Below are 23,655 nucleotides of genomic sequence, written 5' to 3'. Positions count from 1 at the left end.
CACCAGTCCCGCCCGTCGGCTTCCGCTCGCGCTGTCGGCGCTTGCCGATTCCGTCCGGACTTCCCGGTTCATGCTCTTTCGGTGACTCGCGCAACCTGTCAAGCACAGGGCAATCGTCACGATGAGGACAGTTTCCGGCTGTATCAATAGCTTTTCTAAGACGGGCCATCTCGCGCGTATTGCGGGCCAGTTCTTTCTTTGTTTCACAAAATTCATCTTTTAGAGGTTTTACAATATTTTCCATCAAAATGCGGGTGGCATGTTCGGCGTTATCTATGCGCATGGCCTCTGCACCGGCCTCGGCCTTCATCGCTTCCGCTTTCGCTTTTCTCACAGTAGCCCGCAAGGAGCCAATGGTCGCCACCGTACCAACCAGGCCGCCGCCAAGGATAATGTTCATAAATTCGCTCAAGTCCATACCACCCGGTTTTATTATTGATTAATACCTATTTCTTTCAACCATTCCTGCACATCGAAGCTCGGACAGGCTTTCGCTGCCAGTTCGTTGTGTCCTATAATGCGTACATCAGGGAATTTCCGATGAAAATCCTTCACATACTTCTCCAGTGCCTTTTTCTGGCAGCCAGTGCGGGTGTCTTTCGGGGTCTTACCGTCTTTTTCCACGCCTCCGGCATACACGATGTGACGGCTTACACTGTTATATCCTTTGGCTCCGTTGGTCACTTCCCAAGGGTCCACCTGTGCATCCTCATTGTTTTCTACCAGACGTTCCACGCCTCCGTTCAGGTGGAACAGGTCGGTATAGCCAACCTGCTTCCATCCTCTTCCTCCCTGGGCAACCGGAGAAGTATGCCATTTGCGGATGTCCGCCGATGATACCTCACGCCCCTCCGGGGTTGCCGTACAGTGTATTACCAGATATTTCAACTTTGCCATAATCATCATGCTTGATAGCCGCTCATCATTACCACTCCGGCATCCTCTTTCTTGGGCATGCAGATGAAGTAATGGCGGAAGTTAATCAGGTTACGCTGGTTCAACGGGTCATTCTTTGACTCGGAATAATACATCTTGGTAGAACCTGTTGCCTTGAAAACCCTCTGTTTGTAGAAGGCAAATGAACACGGAAATTCACCGGCTTCTGCCGTTGTACCCAATGCCTTCTTCACTCCGGCTGTAGTATAAAGCGGGTTGTTGCCATACTCGTAGATTTCAAAGCCGTAAAGGTTACCTACCTTGCCGCTGTTGCGGTCAATATTGTACTGTTCACGGAATGCCTGGCTGGTCAGCAGCAGGTCATTCACATGGTCGGGGCAAAGCACCAGTCTGCGGCCGTCTGACGGTACGCGCAGGTTGTCAAGGGCACGCTTCATTTCCACAAGGTCATTCACGGTAAGGCGCAGACGGTTTGTAGCCGGATCTTTCTCGCCGGTAGTCTTAAGCACCGGAGTAGTTTCCGTATTTTTGTTCGCACAAAGCGCATGGGCCGCCTTGGTAAACTTCGCATCATTGATACTGTTGGCATGTCCCTCTTTCACACGGGCGGTCTTGTCATAGCTGATGGCATAAAGCTCATCGTCTGTAATCGGCGTAGCCTTGGTCTGGAATTTGTCCAGCTTGATGGCAATATCCTTGTCTTCCAAAGCCTGCACATCAATCGGATAGGTTTTATTGTTTATCAAGACATCCGGATCTACACCAACTTCTACCAGGTGAATCACATCGTTATTCACGATACTGCTTTGGTCGGGGATTCCTGACAGCCAGGTTCCTTCCAGTCCGGCACGGAGCACCTTAACAAGTTCCCCTGTCCAGATTTCCGTATAAACCCCTTCACGGAGTATTGAAGTACTTTGCGGGGCCATTCCCATAAAGGCTGCCACCGCATTCATTCCCACAGCTCCGGCCACCGGAGAGAATCCCAATACCGAAGCACACACGACACCTGTCAGCGTATTGAACAGAAGTGCCGTCAAAAGCATTACAATTTTTCCCATTTTCTTCATTTTAAAGGTTTTCAAATTTCACAGGTCATGCCGTATTCAGCCTTGTACAGGCGCTTGTACTCCTCCGGGTTATGCTCGCGCATTTCAAGCAGCGCATCACTCGGGACATCGCTCAGTTTGGCATAGGTGGACGGCTGTGCCTGCTGCTTGCCGCCCTGATAGCTCAATACAGTGGAAATCTTCACCTGTGGTTGCATGGCATCAAGCACATTCTTCAGTTCATCGACACCAACCTTCTTGCCAAGTTCGATAAACTGTATCTTCTTGTCTTCTCCCAGACGCTTTTCCACCACTGCCTTTTCTACAAGACCAGTGATACGGGCCAAAGTCAGCTTCCCGTTTTCTTGCTTCAGGGAATCATTCTCTGCCTTGGCTGCTTTCAGTTCATTTAAGGCTTGATTAACATCAGCCTCCGTTGCCGTTTCCGGCAGCCCCAATTGAAGGGCCAAAAGTTTCAGTTCCATTTCTTCTGTTGTTTTTTGGTTATTGATTAGTGGCAAAGGACAATCACCATCCTTTCCCAATGTGATTTGTTTTCCATCCTTCATCAGTACGATGGCATCATCATTGGAACCTACATCCACCAGTGATACCTCATACAGCTTGCTTTTGGTTATTGTCGGGCTGGTCTGCCCCTGCAGCAAATGTTCGGGCTGGTCACTCAGTTCCAGAATGTCTATTCCGGCACTCACCATTCTCAGACTGCCGAATTCAAACTGTTTCTTGCATCTTTTACTGAGGTCGGTCGCTTCGTCAAACACCAGTTCCCCGGTTACTTCACCATCCTCTACCCGAAGGTCCTTCACATAACCAATCACGTTTCCGCGTTGGTGCATGTACAGCAGTACCGGGTTTCGGCAATACTGCTCCACACTCATGCCCGATGTCAACACACGGCTTCCGTAGCTGTTCAGGCTGTCGTTTGAAATTCTTACACGTTTACTCATTTTCTCATGCCACGCCTTTATGCATTGGCGCTGCAATATTACAGAGCACTTACCGGGAAGCCAAAAAAGTGTGCAATGGTTGCACACTTCTATGAAACCGTTGCACATTATTTTGGCTGCAAGCTGATAAGCGGACAACTTTGCGAATAAATCGGGCAGGTGCAAGGGACTCCGAAGCCTGCCTTTAACCCTATATTCTTTATTATATGACAAAGGCAGAAATCGAAAAGAAAAAATCTCTTGCACGCTCACTGTTCCTTTCCGGCATGGAACAGACTGAAATTGCGGAGAAAGTGGACGTGTCACGCGTCACCATCTCAAAATGGTGCACGGCTGACGGATGGAAAGAGGCAAGGGCGGCAAAGAACGTCACCCGGCCGGAACTGGTGAACAAACTCCTGCTCACCATTGATACACTCATTACTCAAGTCAACGAATCGAACGACCCTGCACTTGTAGCTGGTCTCGGGGACAAACTGGCCAAACTTTCGGCGGTGATTGAAAAGTTAGACAAGAAGGCCAACGTAGTGGATGTCATTGAAGTGTTCATGGCATTCTCCAAATGGATTGAATACCGTTCAACCATCGACCCGGAAGTGACTCCGGAACTGGTCAGGGCAATCAACAAGTACCAGGATCTGTATATCACCGAACAGATGGGCATAAAATAAAACGGCTATGGCAACAGCAGCGGAAAAGAAACAGGCATACGAACAGTGGAAGGAACACTGTAAAAGAGTGCAGTCCATCACGGATACGGCTTTGCTCGCGGGCGAGACACCGGCACAAAAGGACAGGCGTATTCTGCGTCTGCAGGGTAACTATGCCGCGTTCTGTGAATATTACTTCCCCCACTTTCTCACCTTGCGTGACAAAACCACCGGGGAAGTCATACGCACCATCCACAATGCACCGTTCCACAATGCGGCAGCGGCTAAAGTAAAAGGCACACCCAACCTGAAAGCGGTATTCATGTGGCCGCGTGGCCATGCCAAGTCCACACACATGGACATTTTTGTTCCGCTGTGGCTGATGTTCCAGCCCAAACGTCTCATCAACTTCATGGTGGTGGTCGGCAAAAGTGAGGACTCAGCCACACGTCTGCTGGGAGATATTCAGGCAGAACTGGAACATAACCAGCGCATCATTGCCGACTTCGGCAAGCAGCAGGGGAATGCCTCCTGGCAGGATGGGGAGTTCAAGGCGGCCAACGGGGTGAAATTCCTGGCTTGCGGACGCGGACAGTCTCCACGTGGTTTGCGAGACCGGGAAGCACGTCCGGACTACATCGTCATCGATGACTTGGATGACGACGAACTGTGCCGCAATGAGAAACGGGTGCATGACATTACAGACTGGGTGAAAGAAGCCCTTTTTGGTGCACTGGATGTGGGCCGGGGGCGTTTTATCATGGTCGGGAACCTCATTTCTAAAAACTCGGTGCTGGCCAATCTCACCAAGACAAAAGGGGTACATGTATCCGTCATCAAGGCAATAGACAAGAACGGAGAACCGGTATGGCGCGAAAAATGGACGAAAGAAGAGGCGCAGGAATACAGGGATTTCGTAGGCTACCGGGCATGGGAAAAGGAGATGATGCACAACCCCATCGTGGACGGAACTATTTTTCGGGCAGACTGGATTCGTTACAAGAAACTGCCCAGGCTATCCAAGTATGAAATGCTGGTCTGCTATACCGACCCCTCTTTCAAATCGACCACTTCCAACGACTACAAGGCTTGCCGCCTTTGGGGCAAGATTGGGAAGGAACTGCACCTTATAGACTGTTACGTCCGGCAGGATACCGTTTCAGGAATGGTACGGTGGCTTTACGACCTCTACGAGCGTACACGTGATACGGCAGCCGTCCAGTTCTTTATGGAAGCGAACTTCATGCAGGATGTCATTCTGGATGAGTTTGAGGCAGAAGGGAATCTGCGTGGATACCAACTGCCCATCATGCCGGACAAACGAAAGAAACCGGACAAGCTCCAGCGCATCGAAGCGGTGTCACCATTATGGGAACGCGGTTTCGTATTCTACAATGAGAAGTTGAAAGAATCGCCGGATATGCAGACCGGAATCGAACAGACCTTGGCACTGGAGCGTGGCAGCCGTATTCACGATGATGCACCGGATGCCGACGAGGGAGCCATCTGGATGCTGCAGCGCAATTCAAGGCAGGAGAGTTTTCAACCGGTGTTCGGTAAAAGGCCGACCGCCAAAAATATATGGTAACATGATACAGCTGATTAAAAGAATGATTTTTGCATGGCGCTATAAACGTGCCGTTGCCCGTGCTTGCAAGTACGCCAAGCTCTACGGAAGAAAGTACTACGTCCTGTATATGGGTGGCAAACTGAAAGTTGTCCCCAAAAGGAACATCTGTGAACTGATTCACCGCCACCGTTTCCGCAAGGGAACCACTATCCGGGATATAGAAAAAATGGCATTGTTCATCACTAAATGAAAGTAAAGTCATGTTCATTACAGAAGAAGATTACAAAGTTGTCATCGGCGACAACGCATTAAAGGTTATCTCGCAGGTAAGCCCGGAAAACCGTACCAATGCAGAAGCGGAAGCCCGGGAAGAAATTGCCGGTTATCTACGGCCGAAATACGACTGTACGGCCATTTTCTCTGCACAGGATGAACATCGGAACCGCCTCATTGTCATGTACACCTGCGACATTTCACTTTACCACATGAGTGCAGCCATGCCGCAAAAGATGGGAAGCGAGATACGCAAGGAACGGTATGAACGGGCCATCAAGTGGCTTGAAGGCGTACAGGCCGGAAAAATTGTCCCTGATTTGCCTTTGGCTGTCGGAGAAGATGGGCTTCCGTCCGGAAATTCATTTGTTTACAGCTGTCAGAAGCAGCTTCATCATAACTGGTAGGATTATGGATATTAAAGACTTTTTCAGCGGTATGTTTTCCAATAAACCGAAAAACGTACTGCAAACGCCATACGGCAATTTTAATCTGGCCAAGGGGAAAGACATCAAGCGGGTGCAGAAAATGGTCATCGACCTGCAACGCACCACCGATGCACTCACCCGGAAGGACATCAAGAACTGGCGCGATGCCTGGCAGTATGCCATCAATGTGGACAGTCCCAGCCGCCAGCGCCTGTACGACATCTACCGGGACGCGGAAATAGACCTTCACCTCTCCGGGTGTGTGGAGCAGCGCAGAGGTTTTGTCATGGCACGTTCTTTCAAAATCGTGGATATGAAAGGGGATGAGAACGAGGAAGCGGTTCACTTCTTTGACCAGTCCTGGTTCAAGCAGCTCATGCGCTATGCACTTGATTCAATCTACTGGGGACATTCGCTCATCGAATTGGGCGACCTTTGCACTGACGGCGACGGCTGCATCTGTTATTCGGATGTGAAGCTTATTCCGCGCAAACATGTCATTCCTGAGTATGGGCGTGTCATTACCGACCTCGGGCAGGACTGGACTACAGGTATAGACTACCGCCAGCCTCCTTTTTCCGACTGGCTCATTGAGGCAGGTAGGCCCGACGACCTCGGGCTGTATCTCAAGGCTGCTTCACAGACTATTCCCAAAAAGAACATGCTGGCCTTTTGGGACACCTTCGGGGAAATATTCGGAATGCCCATGCGTATAGCACGCACCACTTCGCGCGATCAGAAAGAGATTGACCGTCTCGACAAGATGTTGCGTGAAGCCGGAACCGCCCTCTCCATGGTGGCAGGAATGGAAACCGAAATCGAATTTGTGGAAAGCGGCAAGGGGGACGCATTCAATGTCTATGACAAGCGTATCGATCGGGCCAACTCCGAACTGTCAAAGCTTATCATCGGGCAGACGATGACCATCGAGGACGGAAGCAGCCTATCACAGTCGGAAACGCACCTTGAAGTGTTCCAGAACCTCGTGGAAAGCGACTGTGATATGCTTCGGGATATAGTGAACAACCAGCTCATTCCGCGCATGGTGCGCCACGGGTTCCCTGTTAAAGGGCTGCGCTTCGATTGGGACTACTCCATTGACTACACGCCCGAACAGCAGAAAGCTTACGAGGAAATGGTACTGCAACACTACAAGGTAAAGCCTCAGTACTTTGAGGAAAAATACGGTATCCCGTGCGAGGAGAAGGAACCGAAAGAAGAGCCGGACCCGACAGAACCGAAAAAAAAGAAAGACGGCAAACCGGCTGAAACGCTGTCCCGTTTTTTCGACTGAGCCCCGATGATTATTCGGGGCTGCACCAGCGGTATGCCCACCTGTTGGGCAAACAGAAACTATGCCTCTCCATGGAGGACGAGGCAAAACTCATGCGCGACAAGCTCACGGAACGCTTTGACCGCATGATGAAGGTGCTGTTCCGGCAAGAAGGGGCAAACCTTGAAATAGGTATCCTGGCATCCGAAGAAGCGCAGGATTTTATAGAAGCTCATTCTTCTGTCTTGAACGGTTCATTCCGAAAGGTGGAAATGTCCGAGACCATGCGCAAGCGGCTGGAGCGTTCCAACTATGTATTCTCCGGCTTGAAGACCTTCCATGAACTGAATGAAGCCTTTCCCTCCCTGTTGGATGAAAACGGCAATAGAAAGACGTTCGAACGCTTTTTGAATGATGTCCGGAAGATCGACGAAACATACAATTCAAACTATCTACGGGCTGAATTCACCTTTGTACAGGCTTCGGCTGAAATGGCAGCCAAATGGGAACGGTTCATGCAGGACGGCGACCGCTATTATCTACAGTACCGCACGGCCGGGGATGCAAAGGTACGTCCCACCCATGCAGAAATGGCCGGCATCACACTCCCGGCTTCAGACCCGTTCTGGGCAGAATTCTATCCTCCTAACGGATGGGGCTGCCGCTGTTCCGTGGTCCAGGTACGCAAATCCAAGTATCCGCCTACAGACCACGAAGAGGCCATGGCAAGGGGGAAATCAGCTTTGGAAGTTGACAAAAAGGGAATGTTCCGGTTCAATGCAGGCATGGAACAAAAGACGATGCCCGACTATAATCCATACACCATCAAGCGCTGTAAGGATTGCGATATGAACAACGGAAATATGAAACTGGTCTTCGTTCCGGAAAATGAATTGTGCGCCGCATGCAAACTGGTAAGAACATTGGCCAATGCAGATGCCAAACAGATAAAGAAGCAAGCCAAGCCATTGCAGGGAACAGTTATCACGAATAATGAATTCCCATTCCCGGTAAACATATCAAAACGCACGCTTCAAGAATGGACCAACCAGCCATACAAGTTCTACCATGAAAAGAACCTCATGCTTCTGGATATAAAGAATGTATTTGCCAAAGCCAAATACCTGGGAACAGCAGATAACCACAAAGGTATTCCACACCTCATACAATCGCACATTTTCGAGATAGAAGTAAGAGGTGAAAAAGCACTGATAATAGTTCGGGAATACGACTGGCACGAATACACGCTGCACAGTCTTTCAGAAGGAGGTGAATTATACAAACATATAAAAAAGAAAGAATAGCGAAAGACGCAAGCTCCGGGAACTACAATCCCGTTCTGAACATCTAACGCTATTCCTCACTGCAAATATACAAAACAATTTTTAAAAACAACCCGTTATGAACAAAATTATCGAATTTCTCAAACAAAGCAACCGCTACAAACACCTTATTGGCGGTTTGTTGGTAGGCATTTTGGCCTTCACCCCGTGGACAGCGCTCTATGCTGCAGCTGTCGCAGCCTCCTGTCTGGAACTGAAAGACAAACTGAAAGGCGGACTTTGGGACTGGATAGACTGGTCTCTTACCGTCATAGGCGGCATATTGTCGGCCCTATTTTGGTGGATAGTGTAATGCTTTAGCTCATTTTGCCTGTTAAATCAGTAACTTTGTACCCGGTGGAGCTTCCCGATAGTCCGTGTGGTCTATCGCGGGTACAACAATGCGAACGCGAATGGCGGTGTGTCGAATGCGAATGCGAATAACGATGCTTCGAATACGAATGCGAATATCGGCTCGCGTCTGGAAATCTAATTAATCGGCGTACAGCACCGGGGACGTGTCCCCGAAGCGGTGCCGAGGGAAGCAAGCCACAGCAACAGCACCCATTAGGGTGGAAAGCTGAAAAATCACGCGTCGGGTGGAGTTTGGTAGGCTGTTATCAGTTCGAAGAAGTCAGACCCGGGGAAAGGAAGGCCCTCATCTTCCATGTTTATTAACCAATAGCTTATGCGCAGGGAAGGATATATTATCGAGGAAATCATCGAATACTCCAATATGTCGGAGGCATTCGATTCGGTACTTCGCGGAACCGGTCGTAAGAGGTCAAGGCAGGGACGATTCCTGCTTGCCCATAGGGAGAAGATTATCGCCGAACTGACGGCTTCCATTGCGGACGGCTCATTCCGGCTGGGCGGCTACCATGAGAGGGAAATTGAAGAATACGGTAAAAAACGTATTTTGCAGATCCTGTCCATGAAAGACCGCATCGCTGTGTTTGCCATCATGAATGTGGTGGACCGCCACCTGCAAAAACGTTATATCCGGACAACCGGTGCAAGCATCAAAAGGCGCGGTACTCATGATCTGATGAACTGCATACGTACCGATTTGCAAAAAGACCCGGAAGGCACACTTTACGCATACAAGTTTGACATCCGTAGGTTTTACGACAATGCGCGGCAGGACTTTGTTATGTGGTGCTTCCGGAGGGTGTTCAAGGACGAAAGGCTGTTGGTGCTACTGGAGCGGTTTGTTAAGCTGCTGCCGGAAGGTATAAGCTTCGGACTGCGCAGTTCACAAGGGGCAGGAAATCTGCTTCTGTCTGTATTTTTAGACCACTATCTGAAGGATAAGTACGGGGTTCGTTATTACTATCGCTATTGCGATGACGGACTGGTACTCGGTAAAACGAAAGCGGAATTGTGGAAGATTCGTGATGCTGTTCACGGGCAAATGGGAAAAATAGACTTGGAAATAAAGCCGAATGAACGGGTGTTCCCTGTAGAAGAAGGCATTGATTTCCTTGGCTATGTTATCCGTCCCGACTATGTAAGATTGCGGAAACGCATCAAACAGAGGTTTGCCCGGAAGATGCACGAGGTAAAATCGAGAAAAAGACGGCGGGAACTGATTGCCAGTTTCTACGGCATGACGAAGCACGCCGACTGTAATAAGTTGTTTAAAAAATTAACAGGCAAAGAAATGAGAAGTTTTAAAGACTTGAATGTCGCTTACAAGCCGGAGGACGGCAAGAAGCGATTTCCCGGTGTGGTGGTAAGCATCCGGGAACTGGTAAACTTACCGATTGTAGTGAAGGACTTTGAGACCGGTATCAAGACCGAGCAGGGAGAAGACCGCTGTATTGTGGCCATCGAAGTGAACGGCGAAGCAAAGAAGTTCTTCACCAACAGCGAGGAAATGAAGAATATTCTCGCACAAGTAAAGGAAATGCCGGATGGTTTCCCGTTTGAAACGACCATCAAGACAGAGACATTCGGCAAAGGTAGAACCAAATACGTGTTTACATGAGAAGAGTTGAAGGAAGTGCCGGTGTATCGCTGATGGAATGCACGAACCCGGTTAAAGACAAATGGCGCATCCGCTGGGATGTGCAGGAAAAAGAGAACGGCTCTGCCTCCTACATGGAAGAGGAGTTCGGACACAAGCCTACTGATGAGGAAATCCGCACATTGGTTATGTCATGGTATAACAGCCAGACTGATGCAGCTATCCTATCCGGATTCGCCTATAATGGCGCCCCTGTATGGCTTTCTACGGAGAACCAATACAACTATAAGGCAGCATACGATTTGGCCGTTCAGACGGGCGGAGAGACCCTTCCGGTTACATTCAAATTCGGTTCGGATGAACAGCCCGAATACCATACCTTTGAAAAGTTGGATAATCTGAAGGACTTCTACATTCAAGCGGTCAGACACATCCAAAACACACTGGCTGAAGGATGGAAAAGGAAAGATGTATTCAACTTGGATTTATATCGGATTGAATGATTGACAATCCCTTCGGGGGAAGGATAAAAAAAAGCCCCCGGCCTGTTAAATAGTCGTCTCACTTACCATTTAAACATAAAGCACCTCTTACCGGCACGACCGGGGGCAGATACCCTCGTTCGCCAGTAAGAGGCTTTTTTATGTAAGCGCTATTCTGCGCAATGATAAGTGAGACAATGCAAATGTACGAAATTTAACTGGATATGAAAGTAATTGAGATACTAAAATTGAACAGAGAGCTTTTAAAAACGTGCCATTACATGGGCATACGACCCGATGACGTGCAATATATAGAACTATATAATGAATATAACAAGTTGCAGACCAATGGTGAAAAAGTGTCTTATATCGTAGCTACGCTTTCCCTACGATATGGCATCAGTGAGCGAAAGGTGTATGACCTGATCAAGCGTTTTAAAACCGACTGCAATTTGTGTGCAGTGTAATCAGGACTTCCTCCCACTAAAGGCAAACTCCCCTACCCTACCTTTGTATCGCAATAAATAACATTCATATCATGGACAAGTATTATCAAATCTTAGGCAAGGTGCTTTCGTCCGGAAAGATGCAAAGCAATAAAAAAGGGAATATCCGCTACCTACTGAATGAACAGCTGACGCTGCTCCCTGCCGACCTTCTTGATATATTCGAGGGGCATACCATAGCGCGGAAGAAGTTAAAAAACGAGTTACAACTGTTTATGAGGGGCGAACGAAACGTGGAAAAATACAGGGAGGCCGGAATCAACTGGTGGGACTACTGCGGCTCTATCCTTGTGAACAGCTACCCAACCTATTTTGAAAAACTGCCGCCACTCATCGAACGCATAAACAGGGAAAAAAGGAACAGCAAAAACTATATATTGTTTCTCGGATCTACAGGAACAGAAAGCAACCAGGCTCCATGCCTTAGTCTTGTTCAGTTCCAGATAGAGCAAGGAGAACTGGTCATGACCGCCTATCAGCGAAGCAGCGATGCGAATTTAGGACTGCCGGCAGATATTTATCATTTGTATCTAATATCAAGACAGATTGAGTTGCCACTAAAATCCATCACCCTGAATCTGGGGAATGTGCATATTTACGAAAACAACATCGACAAAACAGAACAGCTGCTTGCCGGCAATGAAAATGTAAAATTTGAATTGAACGTATGAGAAAGATGTATCTGTCAGCCCCTCTCCCATTTGTCGGGCAAAAGCGTATGTTAGCCAAGGAATTCATGAAAGTGCTGGAGCAATATCCGGATGGAACATTGTTTGTTGACCTGTTCGGTGGCTCCGGATTGTTGTCTCACATTACCAAATCCCTCAAGCCCCACTCTACTGTTATCTATAATGACTTTGATAACTACCGCTTCCGCATGAAGCACATTCCGCAAACGAATCAGCTGCTTGCTGACATTCGCGAAATGGTAGGGAATTCCGTACCACGTCATAAAATCATTAAAGGAGAACTGCGTGAACGAATATTCAGCCGCATCGAGCAGGAAGAGAATAGCACCGGATATGTGGATTTCATTACCCTCTCCTCCTCTATCTTGTTTTCCATGAAATACAAACTGTCTGTTCAGGATATGCGGAAGGAAGCTTTATACAACAATATACGCAAGACCGGCTACCCGGAATGTACGGACTATCTCGAAGGGCTGGAAATCGTATCTTGCGATTACAAGGAAGTATTCAACCGGTATAAAGATATTCCTGGAGTAGTATTTCTTGTTGATCCGCCCTATCTGTCCACTGACGTAGGGACCTATAACATGTACTGGAATATGGCAGACTATCTGGATGTGCTGAATGTACTGAAGGGGCATTCATACGTATATTTCACATCCAACAAATCTTCAATTCTGGAGCTGTGCGAATGGATAGGTAAAAATAGGGATTTAGGTAATCCTTTTGAAAACTGCACAAAGGTGGAATTCAATGCTCACATGAATTACAACTCTTCTTACACAGATATGATGCTTTACAAGAAAGAGGCTGCCTGATTGCGTTTACTTTGCCTGTATTGAACAAAAAAGCCGCAGACGGTAATTTGTACGTCCGCGGCTTTTTCTGTCTAATAAAGACGGCTATTGCAGCCGCTTGATGGCCACACACTGATATACCTCGATACTTTCCACAATATCCTCATGGTTGTGATTGGTATCACTCTCCACCAGATCCAGCTCCAAAAAGGTCTCCCCGCTCAATCCGGCAAGCTGTGCATGAAGCAGTCCGGACAGGTCAAACACCTTCAGCGCATCCTCCTGCAGCTCGCTGCCCTCAGCACTCGAACCTTCCCAGTCCGTCACGATGTGCAGTTTAATCAAAGGTTCTGCCCGGTATTCCACACCGGGAACAATCGCATTCCACTGTATAGGGCAGAATTCCACAAAGACAGCCGGACGCTCCCAGTTTTCTTCCTGTTCGATGAATTCCACATTATGGTTCCACAAGTCTATGTGCTTGATAAGGTCAATGGCCTTCAGCTCCCGGCAAAGCATCCGGTAAAGTTCTTTTCTCATTTTCTTATGATATTATATTCAATGGTAAAATACTCTGTTAGGTTCTCTTCTACAATCTCACGGACGGCTTTTTCCACTTCAGGCGATGTGCCGAGGAAACGGCGTCGGGGAATCCTGATGGTGCTTCCTGCTTTCTTTAAAGCCATGAACATCCAAAAATCGGCTTCTGTATCAAGCCGGACATTTCGTTTGTCTTTTCGAAGTTTGCCGTCTTTTCTTCTACCGAACGCTCCGGTTGCCTCATAATACTTATGCCAGAAGAAACGCTTCATCCGCTTGGTCACCACTATTTCACCGCCATCATTATGAATGGCCGCATAGGGCAGAGAGGTAAAGAAGGTAATGCTGTTTTCCGTTGTCCGACTTCCGATACTTTTCCGAAGCGCCCCGGTATCTGTTAGTATGGCTCTACCTTCATTCCGGATGGGGCTTTTCCGTCGCTGCCATTTCTCACTGAAAAAAGCCTGCCGTTCAAAGTTCTTGTCAAACTCATCACTCATTTCCACCTGAATGTCTTTCAGTATCCGGGCCACTACTTTTTTTACGTTTTCATTCATTCCCAGTCAAAGTTAAATTTCAATTGTACCGTATCGTCCGGCAAATCATTTTTAGGGTCTGCGGACGCTTTAAGCATATTGTAGAATGTACGCTCACTAATAGCATACACAGGATATATGTACCGCCGCCATATTTCACGGTTCGGTACACCGTGACTGGCATAATGGTCATATATCCTGTTTACTTCTACTACACGCTTCTGATAACTGACTCCGTGCCGCTTTCCCATATAGGTTTAATCGTTCATAGACGGTTCTACTTTAGGTTTATAGGGACGGATGTCAAGCGTCATTTTTGCGCTTACCGTTACCCGGCCACTTCCTTCACACTGTCTGCAGACTTCCTCAACGGTTTCGCTTCGCTTCTTTCCAAAGATCCGAGAGGGATATTCTACAACTTTCTTTACTTTACCTGTACCGTAGCAAGCACGGCACAGGGCTACTTTCGGAGATTTCTCCACTTCTTGTATCATAGTTCTATTATTTATGATTCTGTCATTCCCAGAGGGATAGGTTTCCACATTCCGTTTTCGTTTTTGATTTCAGCACGGATAAACTGTTTGCTCACTTCCGGCTGGTAGGCTTCCTCAATGATACGCACACCTTCAATGAAACGGTCATCTCCGGTTTCCATGGCCACTTTGCGAAGCTGCACGATGCGTGAAGCCTTCAGCGTTCCCTTGGCATCACGGGCCAACAGACGAAGCACCATGCTCACCAGTGCCTTGGTCTTTTCATCTTTGGCCAGACCTTCGATGTATTCCTTCACAATGGCTATACCGTCTTCCACCGTGTCACGGTAACCGTCGGTCACATACACACCCAGCGTGATTCGTTTGTCGCCTTCACTGTTAGTAAAGGTATGGCTGCGCTGGTCATCCTTCACCTTGGTCTTGAAAAGGTCTGCCTTCATTTCCAGAATGGTTTTGAAGTTGTCCATCACAGTCTGCTTGCTTGCCTTGATCTGCTCACTGATGCCCAGCAGTACCGGAATGGAGTTTGCTATCTCCTCATCCACCATCTGTTTGTACATTTCGCGGTCATTCTTGGCTTTTTCCTCTGCCGCTTTCTTTGCTTTTTCTCTCTGGAAGGCTTCAAATTCCGCCTTTTCCTCTGCCGTCATTACCACGGTCGTTTGTTTCATTTCTTCCATGATTCTTGTTTTTTGGGGTTATTGGTTTTCATAATCCTGCATTTCAGGTTCGTCTTCCATCAGCATAGCCTCTCCGTTGGCGTATGCCCAGTCAGCCAATTCACTATAAAACTCGGCTGCATCTTGCTTCTCCATATCAGAGGCAAGCAGGTTGATTTCCTTTTTCAGATTCTCTAAAATCTTTGTGTTTCTATTTTCCATATCCTATCAGTTTGCCGGAGCATCAGGGTCAATCTGAATGAGTGATACCATGCTCACGGGGTTAATCGTTTGCTTTTCTTTCCTGGGCTTCAAGCCGCCTTTCCGTTGTATGGACCGAAGCTTTACCGCCAGTTCATCCAGTTCGTCCACCGTAATCTGTCTGAACGCTTTGCCGACTATTCGGGGATTACTGCAGAAGTCATTGATTCGTGCCCAGTCGGATGTATCTATGCCCAGCTTCTGCATCAGGTTCAGACAGAGACTCCGTTTCCGCCGCAGCTCCTCACGCAGCTTCTGTCGCCATTCGTCTTGTCCGCTCAGCTTCTCCAGAGCCGTACAGCAGGCTTCATACTCCTTGGCTGTCATTTCCTTCAGACTGTCCGTCCGGTTCCACGTGTACTGCAGCACAATGCTTTTCTTGAATTCTTCCCGGTCTCCTGTACAGGGAAGCTTGTTGAACAATGTGTAGAACCGGGCGAAATTGGTTACTTCCTGTGCCATGTCATTTACCATTAAGAATCATTTCACATTCCGTTGATTTGGTACTGACACGATAAATTATCTTATCCGGCTTCACTGATTTACCTTTGTATTCAGCCTCAATTTGCTTAGCAAATATCTTTTTGAACTCATCACCCATTTTAGAAAGTATTTCTTTATTGTACTCCCCGCAAAAACCTATGCGTGAGGATTGGATTTCACGAATTGTTCCTCTATATACCGTAGCGGTCAACTTCATCACCACAACACCGGTTTCCATTTTTATTTTTCCCATATCGACTAATTTTATTCAAACAACACTTTAATGCCACACGAACTGGCCACGTCAAGTTCCAGTTTGGCTCCCTTGCTCAGTTCCCAGTCCTTCAGCATATAGATATAGTCACAAGCCAGCAACAGGGCAATGTCGGCCCGCATGTGGGCTCTCCAATGAGCTTCATCCGGCAATCCGTTCCTGAAAGGGTTTACAGGATCATAGCCTTGTGCCATCAGTTTCTCCTCGGCACGGCTGAAGGCTTCCTTGCGCTCATTCATATCATAGTGCGCGATGGCTCCGCTGATGTACACTTTCCCGGCACCGGTCGCTTCACCACGTTGAAAAGCCTTGTGTCGTTCCCACCGTTCCGGAACCACCACACTGTAGTTGCACGATTGGCAGCAGCAGCCTTCTTCTTTCACCGGGAACGGATTGTATCCGTAGCCCTCATACTCTTTGCCGCAGATGCAGCACACTTTCTTTTCTTCTTTCTTTTCCATCACTTCAAATCTTTTTAATGTTTACTTTACAACTTGGATTCCATATCAGCACATTACGTGCAAACAAGACATCACCCGTTTCTATTACGACATGACCGGGCATTTTCGCTCTTCTCACTTTTAAGTCGCTTTGGATGTTTCGCTCCAGCCAGTCATCCAATACGGACCGGCTGGAATTTCCGTCCAGCAGTATCTGGAACACTTCAGTTCCGGTGTAGCTTTCAAAAGCCTTCTCGTTATTATCCATAATCATTTTGGTAAATTATTACTTGTTTGAATGATTCCGTCTTCCCATACCACATAATAGCTTCCCGGGTCTCCAATGGCGCGTCCTTGACAATAAGCTTTATAACCGACCACCCGAATCTTCATATCACAGATATATTTCAATCTTACTGCACCGCCACCCATCGGCTGGCTTTTCTTTTCCTGGCTGATCCAGATGAAACATTTCTTCGGAAAGGTTTCCATCAGTTCCACAGCCTGCGGATAATCCCATCCGGCCACCTGAAAGGAATCGATGATGATAAACTTCGGGCTTTTCGGTTTTTTCAGTCTGGCAATCACTTCCTCCAGACTGCCTTCTGTCACCACACGAAATTTACCCTGCACCTCATTCATCTTCAGATAACCCATACGCCGTTGGAAGCTTTGGTTGATTTTCTCTTCGTAACTCATGTACAGCACCGTCCCATAGTTGCACAGTTCCTTTCCAAGTTGCATCACAAAGCTGCTTTTCCCACTGGCACTGGCACCGCTGATGAACCACGAAGCGTTCTCTGCCGGGAACCCGAAAGGTTTGCTCCATTTCTCATCCCACGGCAGAGTAACCCATTTCTTGGCGGCTATTTCCTTCGGACTGTACGCACGCTTCATTATTCCGCTGTCATTTTAAGTTTCTCAATCTCGGTATAGACTCTTCTCAAACCACCGCATGTCTTCCGTACAATCTGGGCTATATCAGCCCCCGCAGGAGCATTTACCTTGGCTACAATACGTGCCTGGTTGTTCAAGAACTGTTCGCGCTCCTTTCCATCATCCGGAGTCACCTTGCTGTACCGGTCACCATAACGGCTCAACATTTCGGTATAGCCCACCTTCTTACATTCTATGGACCGGTTGATTTTCTCTTTCAATCCGTCTGCCCCCATCATATACCAGGCGCAGCAGCGCTCAGTGGCATTCCATAAGGCCTTCAGTTCCAGGAAAGCTTCATACTGCAGGTCGCCTGCTTCATCGAGGATGATAAGCGGGGTTTCCATCGAACGGAGGTAATATACCAGGTCTTCATACACATCAGAATACTTCCCCTTGCTGTCCACACCAAACTCTGCAGCAATCTTGCGTACCAACTTCAATTTTGTCTTTACCTGCGAGCAGTCGATATAAACGGCATTCTTGTGGCTTTGCACATAATAACGTGCCGTGAAAGTCTTGCCGATATTGGGCATGTCGCACAAGATGCCCGACAGACTGGACTGCTGTGAGAACTCCAGCTGGGCAGTTATATATTCAAAGGTCGGGGTCTTGGCTGCTTTCCATTCCATTTCACCACGGAGGTTCACCCCTAATTTGCGGGCAATGCTTATCCAGTTGGCATCGCTCAGGGCTTTGTCTGTCTGTCCGTTCTTGATTGCACTGTACACAGATGTACTGATGGCTAAAGAGGCAGCATGCTTGGCATCACTGGGATAGTTCGCACGGTTGGCGGCTATCGCTGCTAAAATCTTCTGTTTTTGCGCTTCTGTAATCATAATTCTAACGCTGTTTTAATGTTGTTCTAATTCTATTCTTACATGTCACTGATGGCCCTCATTGCCTCGCTTATTCCGGAGTGCCATTCATAATCTGATTCCGGATCTGCCGACAATTCGGCTGGCAAATCATCGGATAGTTCCACCGGGGGAAGTTCCAGTTCCTCTTCCGGGTCATCCGTTGGCTGATCCGGTGTACCGGTTCCCACCTTTCCGATGGCGTGGTCATTGAGGTATTTGCTGAAATGACTCAGAACTTTGTTTTGCTCTGTATAGGCTACCCGGTCTTCTTCGGTCTGTTCTGCCATCACCCGGTTGTAAGTCACTACCGGACGAACCTTGTCAAGGTAGCGGTCGTTCTGGTACAGGAAGACATCCGTAGGCTTGCCCTCTTCATCCGGCAGATAGTAAGCCGTCACCTTGCGGTTGTTTGGTTCCAGCTGCTCCAGCACTTCCGGACCGCTCAGCCACCAGTCCGCATTTGCCACACGTACTGTGGAATTTCTACGAATACTGGTATCTACCTTTTCTCCGATATATCTGCTCAAGGTCAGTTTATCAAGCGGTCGAAGGGTCGGATTGATTTTGGCTACGAGCACATCCCAACGGGTCATTCCGGGATATTTCTTTTGATTGGGGTGAAGCGTATTGTTCCATTCTTCACAATCGCGCCGGTCGTCCGCCACAAGCTCTTCAAACGTATAATACTTTCTGTCTTCCCAGGTGTGGTTGCTGCTGTCACTCACTTTCTTCTGGTCCACCCGCCGTGCACCTTTGTTATGCCAGCGACCAATGGCTTCATGGTTCTTATGTGCTATGGTTGTCTTGAACGCACCGTTCAGAGCTTCAGCATATTTCTCCTGTGAGTTCTGTGGGGCACAGAAATGCACAAACTTAAATACCTCACCTGCCTTCAGGAATCCTTCTTTATACTTGCTCATCAAGTGCTGCTCCACCTCAATACCGGCTGGAATACCCCATCCGTTGCGTTCGATGAGCCGGAACATATCACGAAAACAGTCCACTACCAAGGCATCATCCTTATCCCGCCCGTAGGCCAGCCCGATACGGCACTGGCTCACCACATCATAAGCATAATAGGCATGCACATACTCGCCGCCTTTCATCCGACGCGGCAAATCCACGTCATCCATCGTTATTTGTGACAGGGAGAACTTACCACCATGGCGGTGCATGTGCGGCATTTGCTCATGATAGAATTCCATACGTCCACGCAAGGCTTTTTCTATCAGCAGCTGGCTTGCCGGGTTGTTCAGTATGTTCCGGATAGTGCTTTCGCTCAGTTCTTTCGGTTCCCCGTTCTTATCCGTAAAGTTTTCCGGATTGAATATCTCTCCTGTTTCCAGATCCCATACTTCCAGTTCACCGCATACAAACGACAGATACATTTCATGCACATCACTGCCGTATGGTTGGTTGGGAAGTACTTTCAAACTCATCACCAGGCGTTCGTCCATGTGAGTTACCTTCCGTTTGTTCTGGTTGCCGAATTTTCCGGTTATCAAACATTCATAACCGTATTGCTTATATTCGTTCACTTTCTTGCGGAAACGAAGGGTACTGGCAGGAAGATCATGACCAAAGTCTTCGCGTAGGGTCTCGATGGTGGTGGCCATCATGTCCCAGTTATATTTTTCACCCATCAGTTTTCGGTAATCATTGTTTCTGTTATAAAGCTTGATACAAGTATTCAACACGGAAGCATTCACCGCATATTTCCGGGCAAGTTCGTCTGTTGCTCTGTTGCTGGAAGAATGAGAAGCCCAATCCAAAAAATAGGCTACTGCAGCCTGATCCAGCACATAGTTTGAGAGTATCCAGTGGCGAAGTGCCTGCTCTGTTCCACCGGGGTTGTCTTCCTTCACCCGTTCCAGACACTCGGTAGGCAGGCTATTGAGGGCGACCAACGCGCAATTTCCAGCAGCACCTCCACCACGACGCACCACCTTGATACGGCCACGGTTCACCCAGTTCCTGTAGCAGGATTCGGTGATATAGCCGCCATCTATGAGCTCACGTGCAGAAATACACTGTATGTTACCGTAATACACCAACATAGCCGCCTCCTATCTCAATGCCGATGCAAACGCTTGGATTTGGTTAATATCGGCAACCATCACATGCTCGTAAGTCTTCACCGTTTCTCCCTTGAATATTACCTGACCGCTACCATCATTACGGTCAAGCTCTATCAAGGCACCGTTCGGACAGTACTGACGCATCACATTGTCATAATCATGGAAAGTTTCTATTTCCGGAATAACAACCATCACAATACCGCCACGATCCATGGCCAACTTACGGATCTTTGCAGAAAGTTCGGAGTTGCCACGACGGTCATCAAACCGGATAGCATTATAAACAGTCTTCTCTGTCACGTTGAGTGCCTTTGCGATAAAGTCGCGGTCGGCTTTCGTAATGTGAATGTACCTCTTGTTCATATCTCACTTGTTTTAATGATTAATATTGGGGGGAGTCCGGGGAATCGAACCCCGGCACAAGAACCATGCACTCCCGTGTGTCTTTCCACACCGTCACCCGTCTCTTAACGCCTTCCGGGTTGTCACGCTGGGTTTACTGTTGTCCCTCAACCTTTTCACCTTTTTCAATAATCCCAAGAAGTATAGTGAATTTCTCACGTATCTTCTGGTTCACTTCCAGTTCCAACGTATGCGCCAAATTTGAAGCCGCACTGGTGCTGTTCTTGCGGATGCTTCCGGTAAGAAGACTATCAGTCAGACTGTTTATCTTGCTTTCCATGTATAACTTTACATCATCATGGCTACCGGCAGATAAAACCACCTTCAAGGCACGGTAACAGGAAAGTTCACGTTGCGTCTTGTACATATCCTCGGCATACCAGCAGAAGAAATGTTCAAAATCCTCATTCATGTCTTTGGTGTACTTGTCAGCCTGTCTTACCAAATCATCTATATGGGTCTTTACAGAACTGAATACAAAATCCCAGCAACTCATTTTCTTGTTTTCCATAATCTCACTTATTTAAATTCGTTTATAATCGGTTTCAAACTCACGCCGTAACAACTCATCAGGCGGCGGATAAGGTTCTTCACATAAAAATCAGGTGCGGAAAACACAATCCCGGTCTCTTCGGTATATCTGAAGCTGATACCGTCCATCATCAACACGTAAGCCACCTTGTGCTTCACGCTCTGTGTCTGCCATTCTTTTATTTCTTCGTTCATTTTCTTTAATCCTTAAAATTCGCTAATCACATGCCTTTTTCGTATATTTGGCGCGGTGTTCCTTTTTGAACACGCTGCAAATATATAGAATATTTTCGACACTAAAAAGTTTTATGTAGATAATTTACGACTTATGACGAATATTTCCGACAGGATTGCAATCCTAATTAAAGAAAAAGGTATCAGTACAAGGGCACTTGAACAAGCTATTGGGTGCTCGAATGGAGTAATTTCAAGATGCATTAGCAAAGGAACAGATATATCAAGTTTATGGGTGTCGAAAATTATCGAAATACATAATGATATAAACCCTACCTGGTTACTTACTGGGAAAGGTGATATTTACTATAATACATCATCTACAACAACACAAACAACCGAACTATCCTCTCTCCTTGCCTTAATTAGAGAAAAAGAAGAAATCATCAGGGAACAAGATAGAGAAATCGGACGCTTAGAGGAACGAATCCGGCAAATGACAATCGAAAAGGAAAAACATGTATCGGATGCGCCCATTTCCGGTACTGCAAATGTCGGGTAGGCGGATTTACTATTACCATACACCGGTGATGGAAAACGAAGCGTACCCCCTATCATCCCCCATGATGTCCCCCTCCCAAGCAATCCCCCTCCCCTACCATTATATAAGGGCATAAAGGCACTGATATTGGGGAATTTAAAAAGTAAAACGTGAAAAATGATAGGTTTTTAGGGGGGGGCTATCAAATAAAAAACAAGGGGTATTTTTAAAATTGTGGTATTTTAGCATGTCTGTATCGCACACCGCCAAAACCCTATTTTGAATATCCAGTTCTATAAAAGTGAATATCCACTTTGAATATCCACCTGAATATCCAGCGTCAAAAAAGACCGATTTCAAGCACAAAAAAAGGGGAGGTATAACCACCTCCCCACACCGGATCATTCTAAAGCCGTTTTTATTGCCTTTTTAGCCGCTTATTATTCGTCTGATACATTTCCACTACGCCCGCAAGAAATGAGCGTAGATTGCTTTATTATAGCCTTTTTGGTGCATACAGTCCCGTTACCAGATAATCCTGCATGAAGCAGATAATTCTTCGTTGCGCCCACCTGTTCTGCCGTCAAAACAGTATAAATGGCCGTTATACTACTAAAATACCAGTCTTTCCGCTTTGTTCCTTCTATTCCGTGTGTCAAATGTATATGTATTACCTTTGCCATAACTAATAATATTTTGTCGCAAATATACCAAATAACTATTATATGGAATAATTTAAGCAGCATTATATCAAATAATCAGGCACAAAAAAAGCAGCCGCAGCTGCCACTCACTCCCCCACCAGAATCAACCATGTAAGCCTTATGTAAACCCAATTAAACCTATCTGCAAATCTGTATGCCTAAAAAGCACATAAATGTAGCTGCAAATTAAACCCACGTAAACGTTTCGTTTTGCAGAGCCATCCACTCATATTTTGCATAACATTTTGTATATCAATAGGTTTGATATTCTTTCCGCTCAATCCTCAATATACGTTTCGTTCTGTGCCCCATATAGTACAAAGGGCATAGGATAAAGAAGTTTATCCTAAAAAAGTGAGAGGTGTGAGGGAGGAATTGCAACTTTTATATTTTTATTTCACTGTTTCTACTCTCTAATTTTCAACTAAAAAAAATACGAATGTTAGAAATCCTCTCTCACTCCTCTCACTTTTTCCCCTTTATTTCATGAAATTCGGAAGAAAGTACAAAAAGAAACAGAGTTCAAAGAGTAAAACGTGGTGGGAAATCCGGAAAACATAACCATCTTTTCCGAACTTCCCACCACGTTTTATCTAGTTCGCACCGTCCGGTGATTTACTCACCCAACTCGCCCAGCAAATCATACGACGGCGCAAAGAAAAGCGTCCCCGTTATTGCCGTACTGAAATCGAGCAAGCGGTCGGTATTGCCCGCCGGACTGCCGATAAACATATTCTCCAACATCCGGCGAGTCGTGCTGAATGTACTAGCATACCCAATAAAATACGTACCATACTCCCCCTTCGAAGTATTGGCAAACGGCATATTGGCACGTACAATCTTCAGATCATCACCGATATTGGTCACAG

At 47.1% G+C, this 23,655-nt stretch carries 34 protein-coding genes and 1 pseudogene; 13 read left to right on the top strand and 22 right to left on the bottom strand.

Annotated features, from left to right (window positions below):
* From RDN93_RS17800 to RDN93_RS17785, 4 genes are all read right to left on the bottom strand, one after another.
* A partial coding sequence (locus tag RDN93_RS17800; protein ID WP_227201814.1) for a hypothetical protein occupies window positions 1–418 on the bottom strand: 418 nt, incomplete at its 3' end.
* Window positions 419–432: 14 nt separating this feature from the next.
* Window positions 433–897, bottom strand: coding sequence for an N-acetylmuramoyl-L-alanine amidase (locus tag RDN93_RS17795; protein WP_008759683.1), 465 nt, complete (start codon window positions 895–897; stop codon window positions 433–435).
* Window positions 898–902: 5 nt separating this feature from the next.
* Entirely contained in the window at window positions 903–1,943 is a 1,041-nt protein-coding gene (locus RDN93_RS17790; RefSeq protein WP_005798264.1) for a hypothetical protein, read from the bottom strand.
* Between the two features lie 35 nt (window positions 1,944–1,978).
* Window positions 1,979–2,914: an HK97 family phage prohead protease gene (locus tag RDN93_RS17785; protein ID WP_005798266.1), complete on the bottom strand. Its 936-nt coding sequence runs from the start codon at window positions 2,912–2,914 to the stop codon at window positions 1,979–1,981.
* 206 nt (window positions 2,915–3,120) lie between these two features.
* On the opposite strand from RDN93_RS17785, the gene RDN93_RS17780 reads away from it, so the two are divergent.
* The 12 genes from RDN93_RS17780 (at window position 3,121) to RDN93_RS17725 (ending at window position 12,894) form a co-directional block, all read left to right on the top strand.
* Window positions 3,121–3,585 carry a terminase gene (locus RDN93_RS17780; protein ID WP_005798268.1) on the top strand — a complete coding sequence of 155 codons (465 nt, stop codon included), beginning with the start codon at window positions 3,121–3,123 and terminating at the stop codon, window positions 3,583–3,585.
* Window positions 3,586–3,592: 7 nt separating this feature from the next.
* Entirely contained in the window at window positions 3,593–5,152 is a 1,560-nt protein-coding gene (locus tag RDN93_RS17775) for a hypothetical protein (protein ID WP_005798270.1), read from the top strand.
* Between the two features lies 1 nt (window position 5,153).
* Window positions 5,154–5,384 carry a hypothetical protein gene (locus RDN93_RS17770; protein ID WP_005798272.1) on the top strand — a complete coding sequence of 77 codons (231 nt, stop codon included), beginning with the start codon at window positions 5,154–5,156 and terminating at the stop codon, window positions 5,382–5,384.
* 10 nt (window positions 5,385–5,394) lie between these two features.
* Window positions 5,395–5,814, top strand: a complete 420-nt coding sequence (locus RDN93_RS17765) for a phage protein Gp36 family protein (RefSeq protein ID WP_005798274.1) — start codon at window positions 5,395–5,397, stop codon at window positions 5,812–5,814.
* Between the two features lie 4 nt (window positions 5,815–5,818).
* The gene (locus RDN93_RS17760; protein WP_005798277.1) at window positions 5,819–7,129 is read left to right on the top strand and encodes a DUF935 family protein; all 1,311 of its coding nucleotides are present in this window, start codon (window positions 5,819–5,821) and stop codon (window positions 7,127–7,129) included.
* A gap of 71 nt (window positions 7,130–7,200) precedes the next feature.
* On the top strand, window positions 7,201–8,412 hold the full coding sequence (locus RDN93_RS17755; RefSeq protein WP_005798279.1) for a phage minor head protein: 1,212 nt from the start codon (window positions 7,201–7,203) through the stop codon (window positions 8,410–8,412).
* A gap of 97 nt (window positions 8,413–8,509) precedes the next feature.
* Window positions 8,510–8,743, top strand: a complete 234-nt coding sequence (locus RDN93_RS17750; protein WP_005798281.1) for a hypothetical protein — start codon at window positions 8,510–8,512, stop codon at window positions 8,741–8,743.
* Window positions 8,744–9,118: 375 nt separating this feature from the next.
* Window positions 9,119–10,420, top strand: coding sequence for a reverse transcriptase domain-containing protein (locus RDN93_RS17745; RefSeq protein WP_308746733.1), 1,302 nt, complete (start codon window positions 9,119–9,121; stop codon window positions 10,418–10,420).
* Complete coding sequence (locus RDN93_RS17740; protein ID WP_005798284.1) at window positions 10,417–10,902, top strand: hypothetical protein; 486 nt, start codon at window positions 10,417–10,419, stop codon at window positions 10,900–10,902. The genes RDN93_RS17745 and RDN93_RS17740 overlap by 4 nt, the downstream gene beginning before the upstream one ends.
* A gap of 203 nt (window positions 10,903–11,105) precedes the next feature.
* Window positions 11,106–11,348: a hypothetical protein gene (locus tag RDN93_RS17735; protein WP_008620879.1), complete on the top strand. Its 243-nt coding sequence runs from the start codon at window positions 11,106–11,108 to the stop codon at window positions 11,346–11,348.
* A gap of 71 nt (window positions 11,349–11,419) precedes the next feature.
* Window positions 11,420–12,058, top strand: coding sequence for a thymidylate synthase (locus RDN93_RS17730; protein WP_005798286.1), 639 nt, complete (start codon window positions 11,420–11,422; stop codon window positions 12,056–12,058).
* Complete coding sequence (locus RDN93_RS17725) at window positions 12,055–12,894, top strand: DNA adenine methylase (protein WP_005798287.1); 840 nt, start codon at window positions 12,055–12,057, stop codon at window positions 12,892–12,894. The genes RDN93_RS17730 and RDN93_RS17725 overlap by 4 nt, the downstream gene beginning before the upstream one ends.
* An 84-nt stretch (window positions 12,895–12,978) precedes the next feature.
* On the opposite strand, the gene RDN93_RS17720 is transcribed toward RDN93_RS17725, so the two are convergent.
* From RDN93_RS17720 to RDN93_RS17645, 16 genes are all read right to left on the bottom strand, one after another.
* Window positions 12,979–13,413 carry a hypothetical protein gene (locus RDN93_RS17720; protein ID WP_005798290.1) on the bottom strand — a complete coding sequence of 145 codons (435 nt, stop codon included), beginning with the start codon at window positions 13,411–13,413 and terminating at the stop codon, window positions 12,979–12,981.
* The gene (locus RDN93_RS17715) at window positions 13,410–13,970 is read right to left on the bottom strand and encodes a phage virion morphogenesis protein (RefSeq protein ID WP_005798293.1); all 561 of its coding nucleotides are present in this window, start codon (window positions 13,968–13,970) and stop codon (window positions 13,410–13,412) included. The genes RDN93_RS17720 and RDN93_RS17715 overlap by 4 nt, the downstream gene beginning before the upstream one ends.
* The gene (locus RDN93_RS17710) at window positions 13,967–14,200 is read right to left on the bottom strand and encodes a hypothetical protein (RefSeq protein WP_005798295.1); all 234 of its coding nucleotides are present in this window, start codon (window positions 14,198–14,200) and stop codon (window positions 13,967–13,969) included. Before RDN93_RS17710 ends, RDN93_RS17715 begins: the two co-directional genes overlap by 4 nt.
* A 6-nt stretch (window positions 14,201–14,206) precedes the next feature.
* On the bottom strand, window positions 14,207–14,443 hold the full coding sequence (locus RDN93_RS17705) for a hypothetical protein (protein ID WP_005798297.1): 237 nt from the start codon (window positions 14,441–14,443) through the stop codon (window positions 14,207–14,209).
* An 11-nt stretch (window positions 14,444–14,454) separates the two neighbouring features.
* The gene (locus RDN93_RS17700) at window positions 14,455–15,123 is read right to left on the bottom strand and encodes a DUF3164 family protein (RefSeq protein WP_005798301.1); all 669 of its coding nucleotides are present in this window, start codon (window positions 15,121–15,123) and stop codon (window positions 14,455–14,457) included.
* A gap of 18 nt (window positions 15,124–15,141) precedes the next feature.
* The gene (locus RDN93_RS17695) at window positions 15,142–15,324 is read right to left on the bottom strand and encodes a hypothetical protein (RefSeq protein ID WP_005798303.1); all 183 of its coding nucleotides are present in this window, start codon (window positions 15,322–15,324) and stop codon (window positions 15,142–15,144) included.
* A gap of 6 nt (window positions 15,325–15,330) precedes the next feature.
* On the bottom strand, window positions 15,331–15,825 hold the full coding sequence (locus RDN93_RS17690; protein WP_008668365.1) for a hypothetical protein: 495 nt from the start codon (window positions 15,823–15,825) through the stop codon (window positions 15,331–15,333).
* A 1-nt stretch (window position 15,826) separates the two neighbouring features.
* A complete protein-coding gene (locus tag RDN93_RS17685; protein WP_008620883.1) occupies window positions 15,827–16,099 on the bottom strand; it encodes a hypothetical protein in 273 nt (90 codons plus the stop codon).
* Between the two features lie 11 nt (window positions 16,100–16,110).
* Complete coding sequence (locus tag RDN93_RS22090) at window positions 16,111–16,581, bottom strand: DUF4406 domain-containing protein (RefSeq protein WP_007562536.1); 471 nt, start codon at window positions 16,579–16,581, stop codon at window positions 16,111–16,113.
* 4 nt (window positions 16,582–16,585) lie between these two features.
* Window positions 16,586–16,834 (bottom strand): hypothetical protein, encoded by a 249-nt coding sequence (locus RDN93_RS17675; RefSeq protein ID WP_008620886.1) that lies wholly within the window; start codon window positions 16,832–16,834, stop codon window positions 16,586–16,588.
* Entirely contained in the window at window positions 16,831–17,457 is a 627-nt protein-coding gene (locus RDN93_RS17670) for an ATPase AAA (RefSeq protein ID WP_008620887.1), read from the bottom strand. The genes RDN93_RS17675 and RDN93_RS17670 overlap by 4 nt, the downstream gene beginning before the upstream one ends.
* Window positions 17,457–18,335, bottom strand: a complete 879-nt coding sequence (locus tag RDN93_RS17665; RefSeq protein WP_005798313.1) for an AAA family ATPase — start codon at window positions 18,333–18,335, stop codon at window positions 17,457–17,459. The genes RDN93_RS17670 and RDN93_RS17665 overlap by 1 nt, the downstream gene beginning before the upstream one ends.
* A 38-nt stretch (window positions 18,336–18,373) precedes the next feature.
* Window positions 18,374–20,413 carry a hypothetical protein gene (locus RDN93_RS17660; protein WP_008759676.1) on the bottom strand — a complete coding sequence of 680 codons (2,040 nt, stop codon included), beginning with the start codon at window positions 20,411–20,413 and terminating at the stop codon, window positions 18,374–18,376.
* Between the two features lie 9 nt (window positions 20,414–20,422).
* Window positions 20,423–20,797, bottom strand: a complete 375-nt coding sequence (locus RDN93_RS17655; RefSeq protein WP_005798318.1) for a hypothetical protein — start codon at window positions 20,795–20,797, stop codon at window positions 20,423–20,425.
* 133 nt (window positions 20,798–20,930) lie between these two features.
* Window positions 20,931–21,347: a hypothetical protein gene (locus RDN93_RS17650; protein ID WP_008620889.1), complete on the bottom strand. Its 417-nt coding sequence runs from the start codon at window positions 21,345–21,347 to the stop codon at window positions 20,931–20,933.
* 8 nt (window positions 21,348–21,355) lie between these two features.
* Entirely contained in the window at window positions 21,356–21,562 is a 207-nt protein-coding gene (locus RDN93_RS17645; RefSeq protein ID WP_008620891.1) for a hypothetical protein, read from the bottom strand.
* Between the two features lie 133 nt (window positions 21,563–21,695).
* On the opposite strand from RDN93_RS17645, the gene RDN93_RS17640 reads away from it, so the two are divergent.
* Window positions 21,696–22,103: a hypothetical protein gene (locus RDN93_RS17640; RefSeq protein ID WP_008620893.1), complete on the top strand. Its 408-nt coding sequence runs from the start codon at window positions 21,696–21,698 to the stop codon at window positions 22,101–22,103.
* Window positions 22,104–22,522: 419 nt separating this feature from the next.
* Here the strand turns inward: RDN93_RS17640 and RDN93_RS17635 are convergent, their stop codons facing one another.
* Window positions 22,523–22,765, bottom strand: coding sequence for a hypothetical protein (locus RDN93_RS17635; protein ID WP_008668359.1), 243 nt, complete (start codon window positions 22,763–22,765; stop codon window positions 22,523–22,525).
* 636 nt (window positions 22,766–23,401) lie between these two features.
* Window positions 23,402–23,655: pseudogene (locus RDN93_RS17630) on the bottom strand (Dyp-type peroxidase domain-containing protein); the annotation flags it as partial.

The sequence above is a fragment of the uncultured Bacteroides sp. genome, assembly GCF_902491285.1.
Classification (GTDB): domain Bacteria; phylum Bacteroidota; class Bacteroidia; order Bacteroidales; family Bacteroidaceae; genus Bacteroides.
Note: the sequence above shows the minus strand (reverse complement) of the source record. Positions and strands in the feature narration are given on the sequence as shown.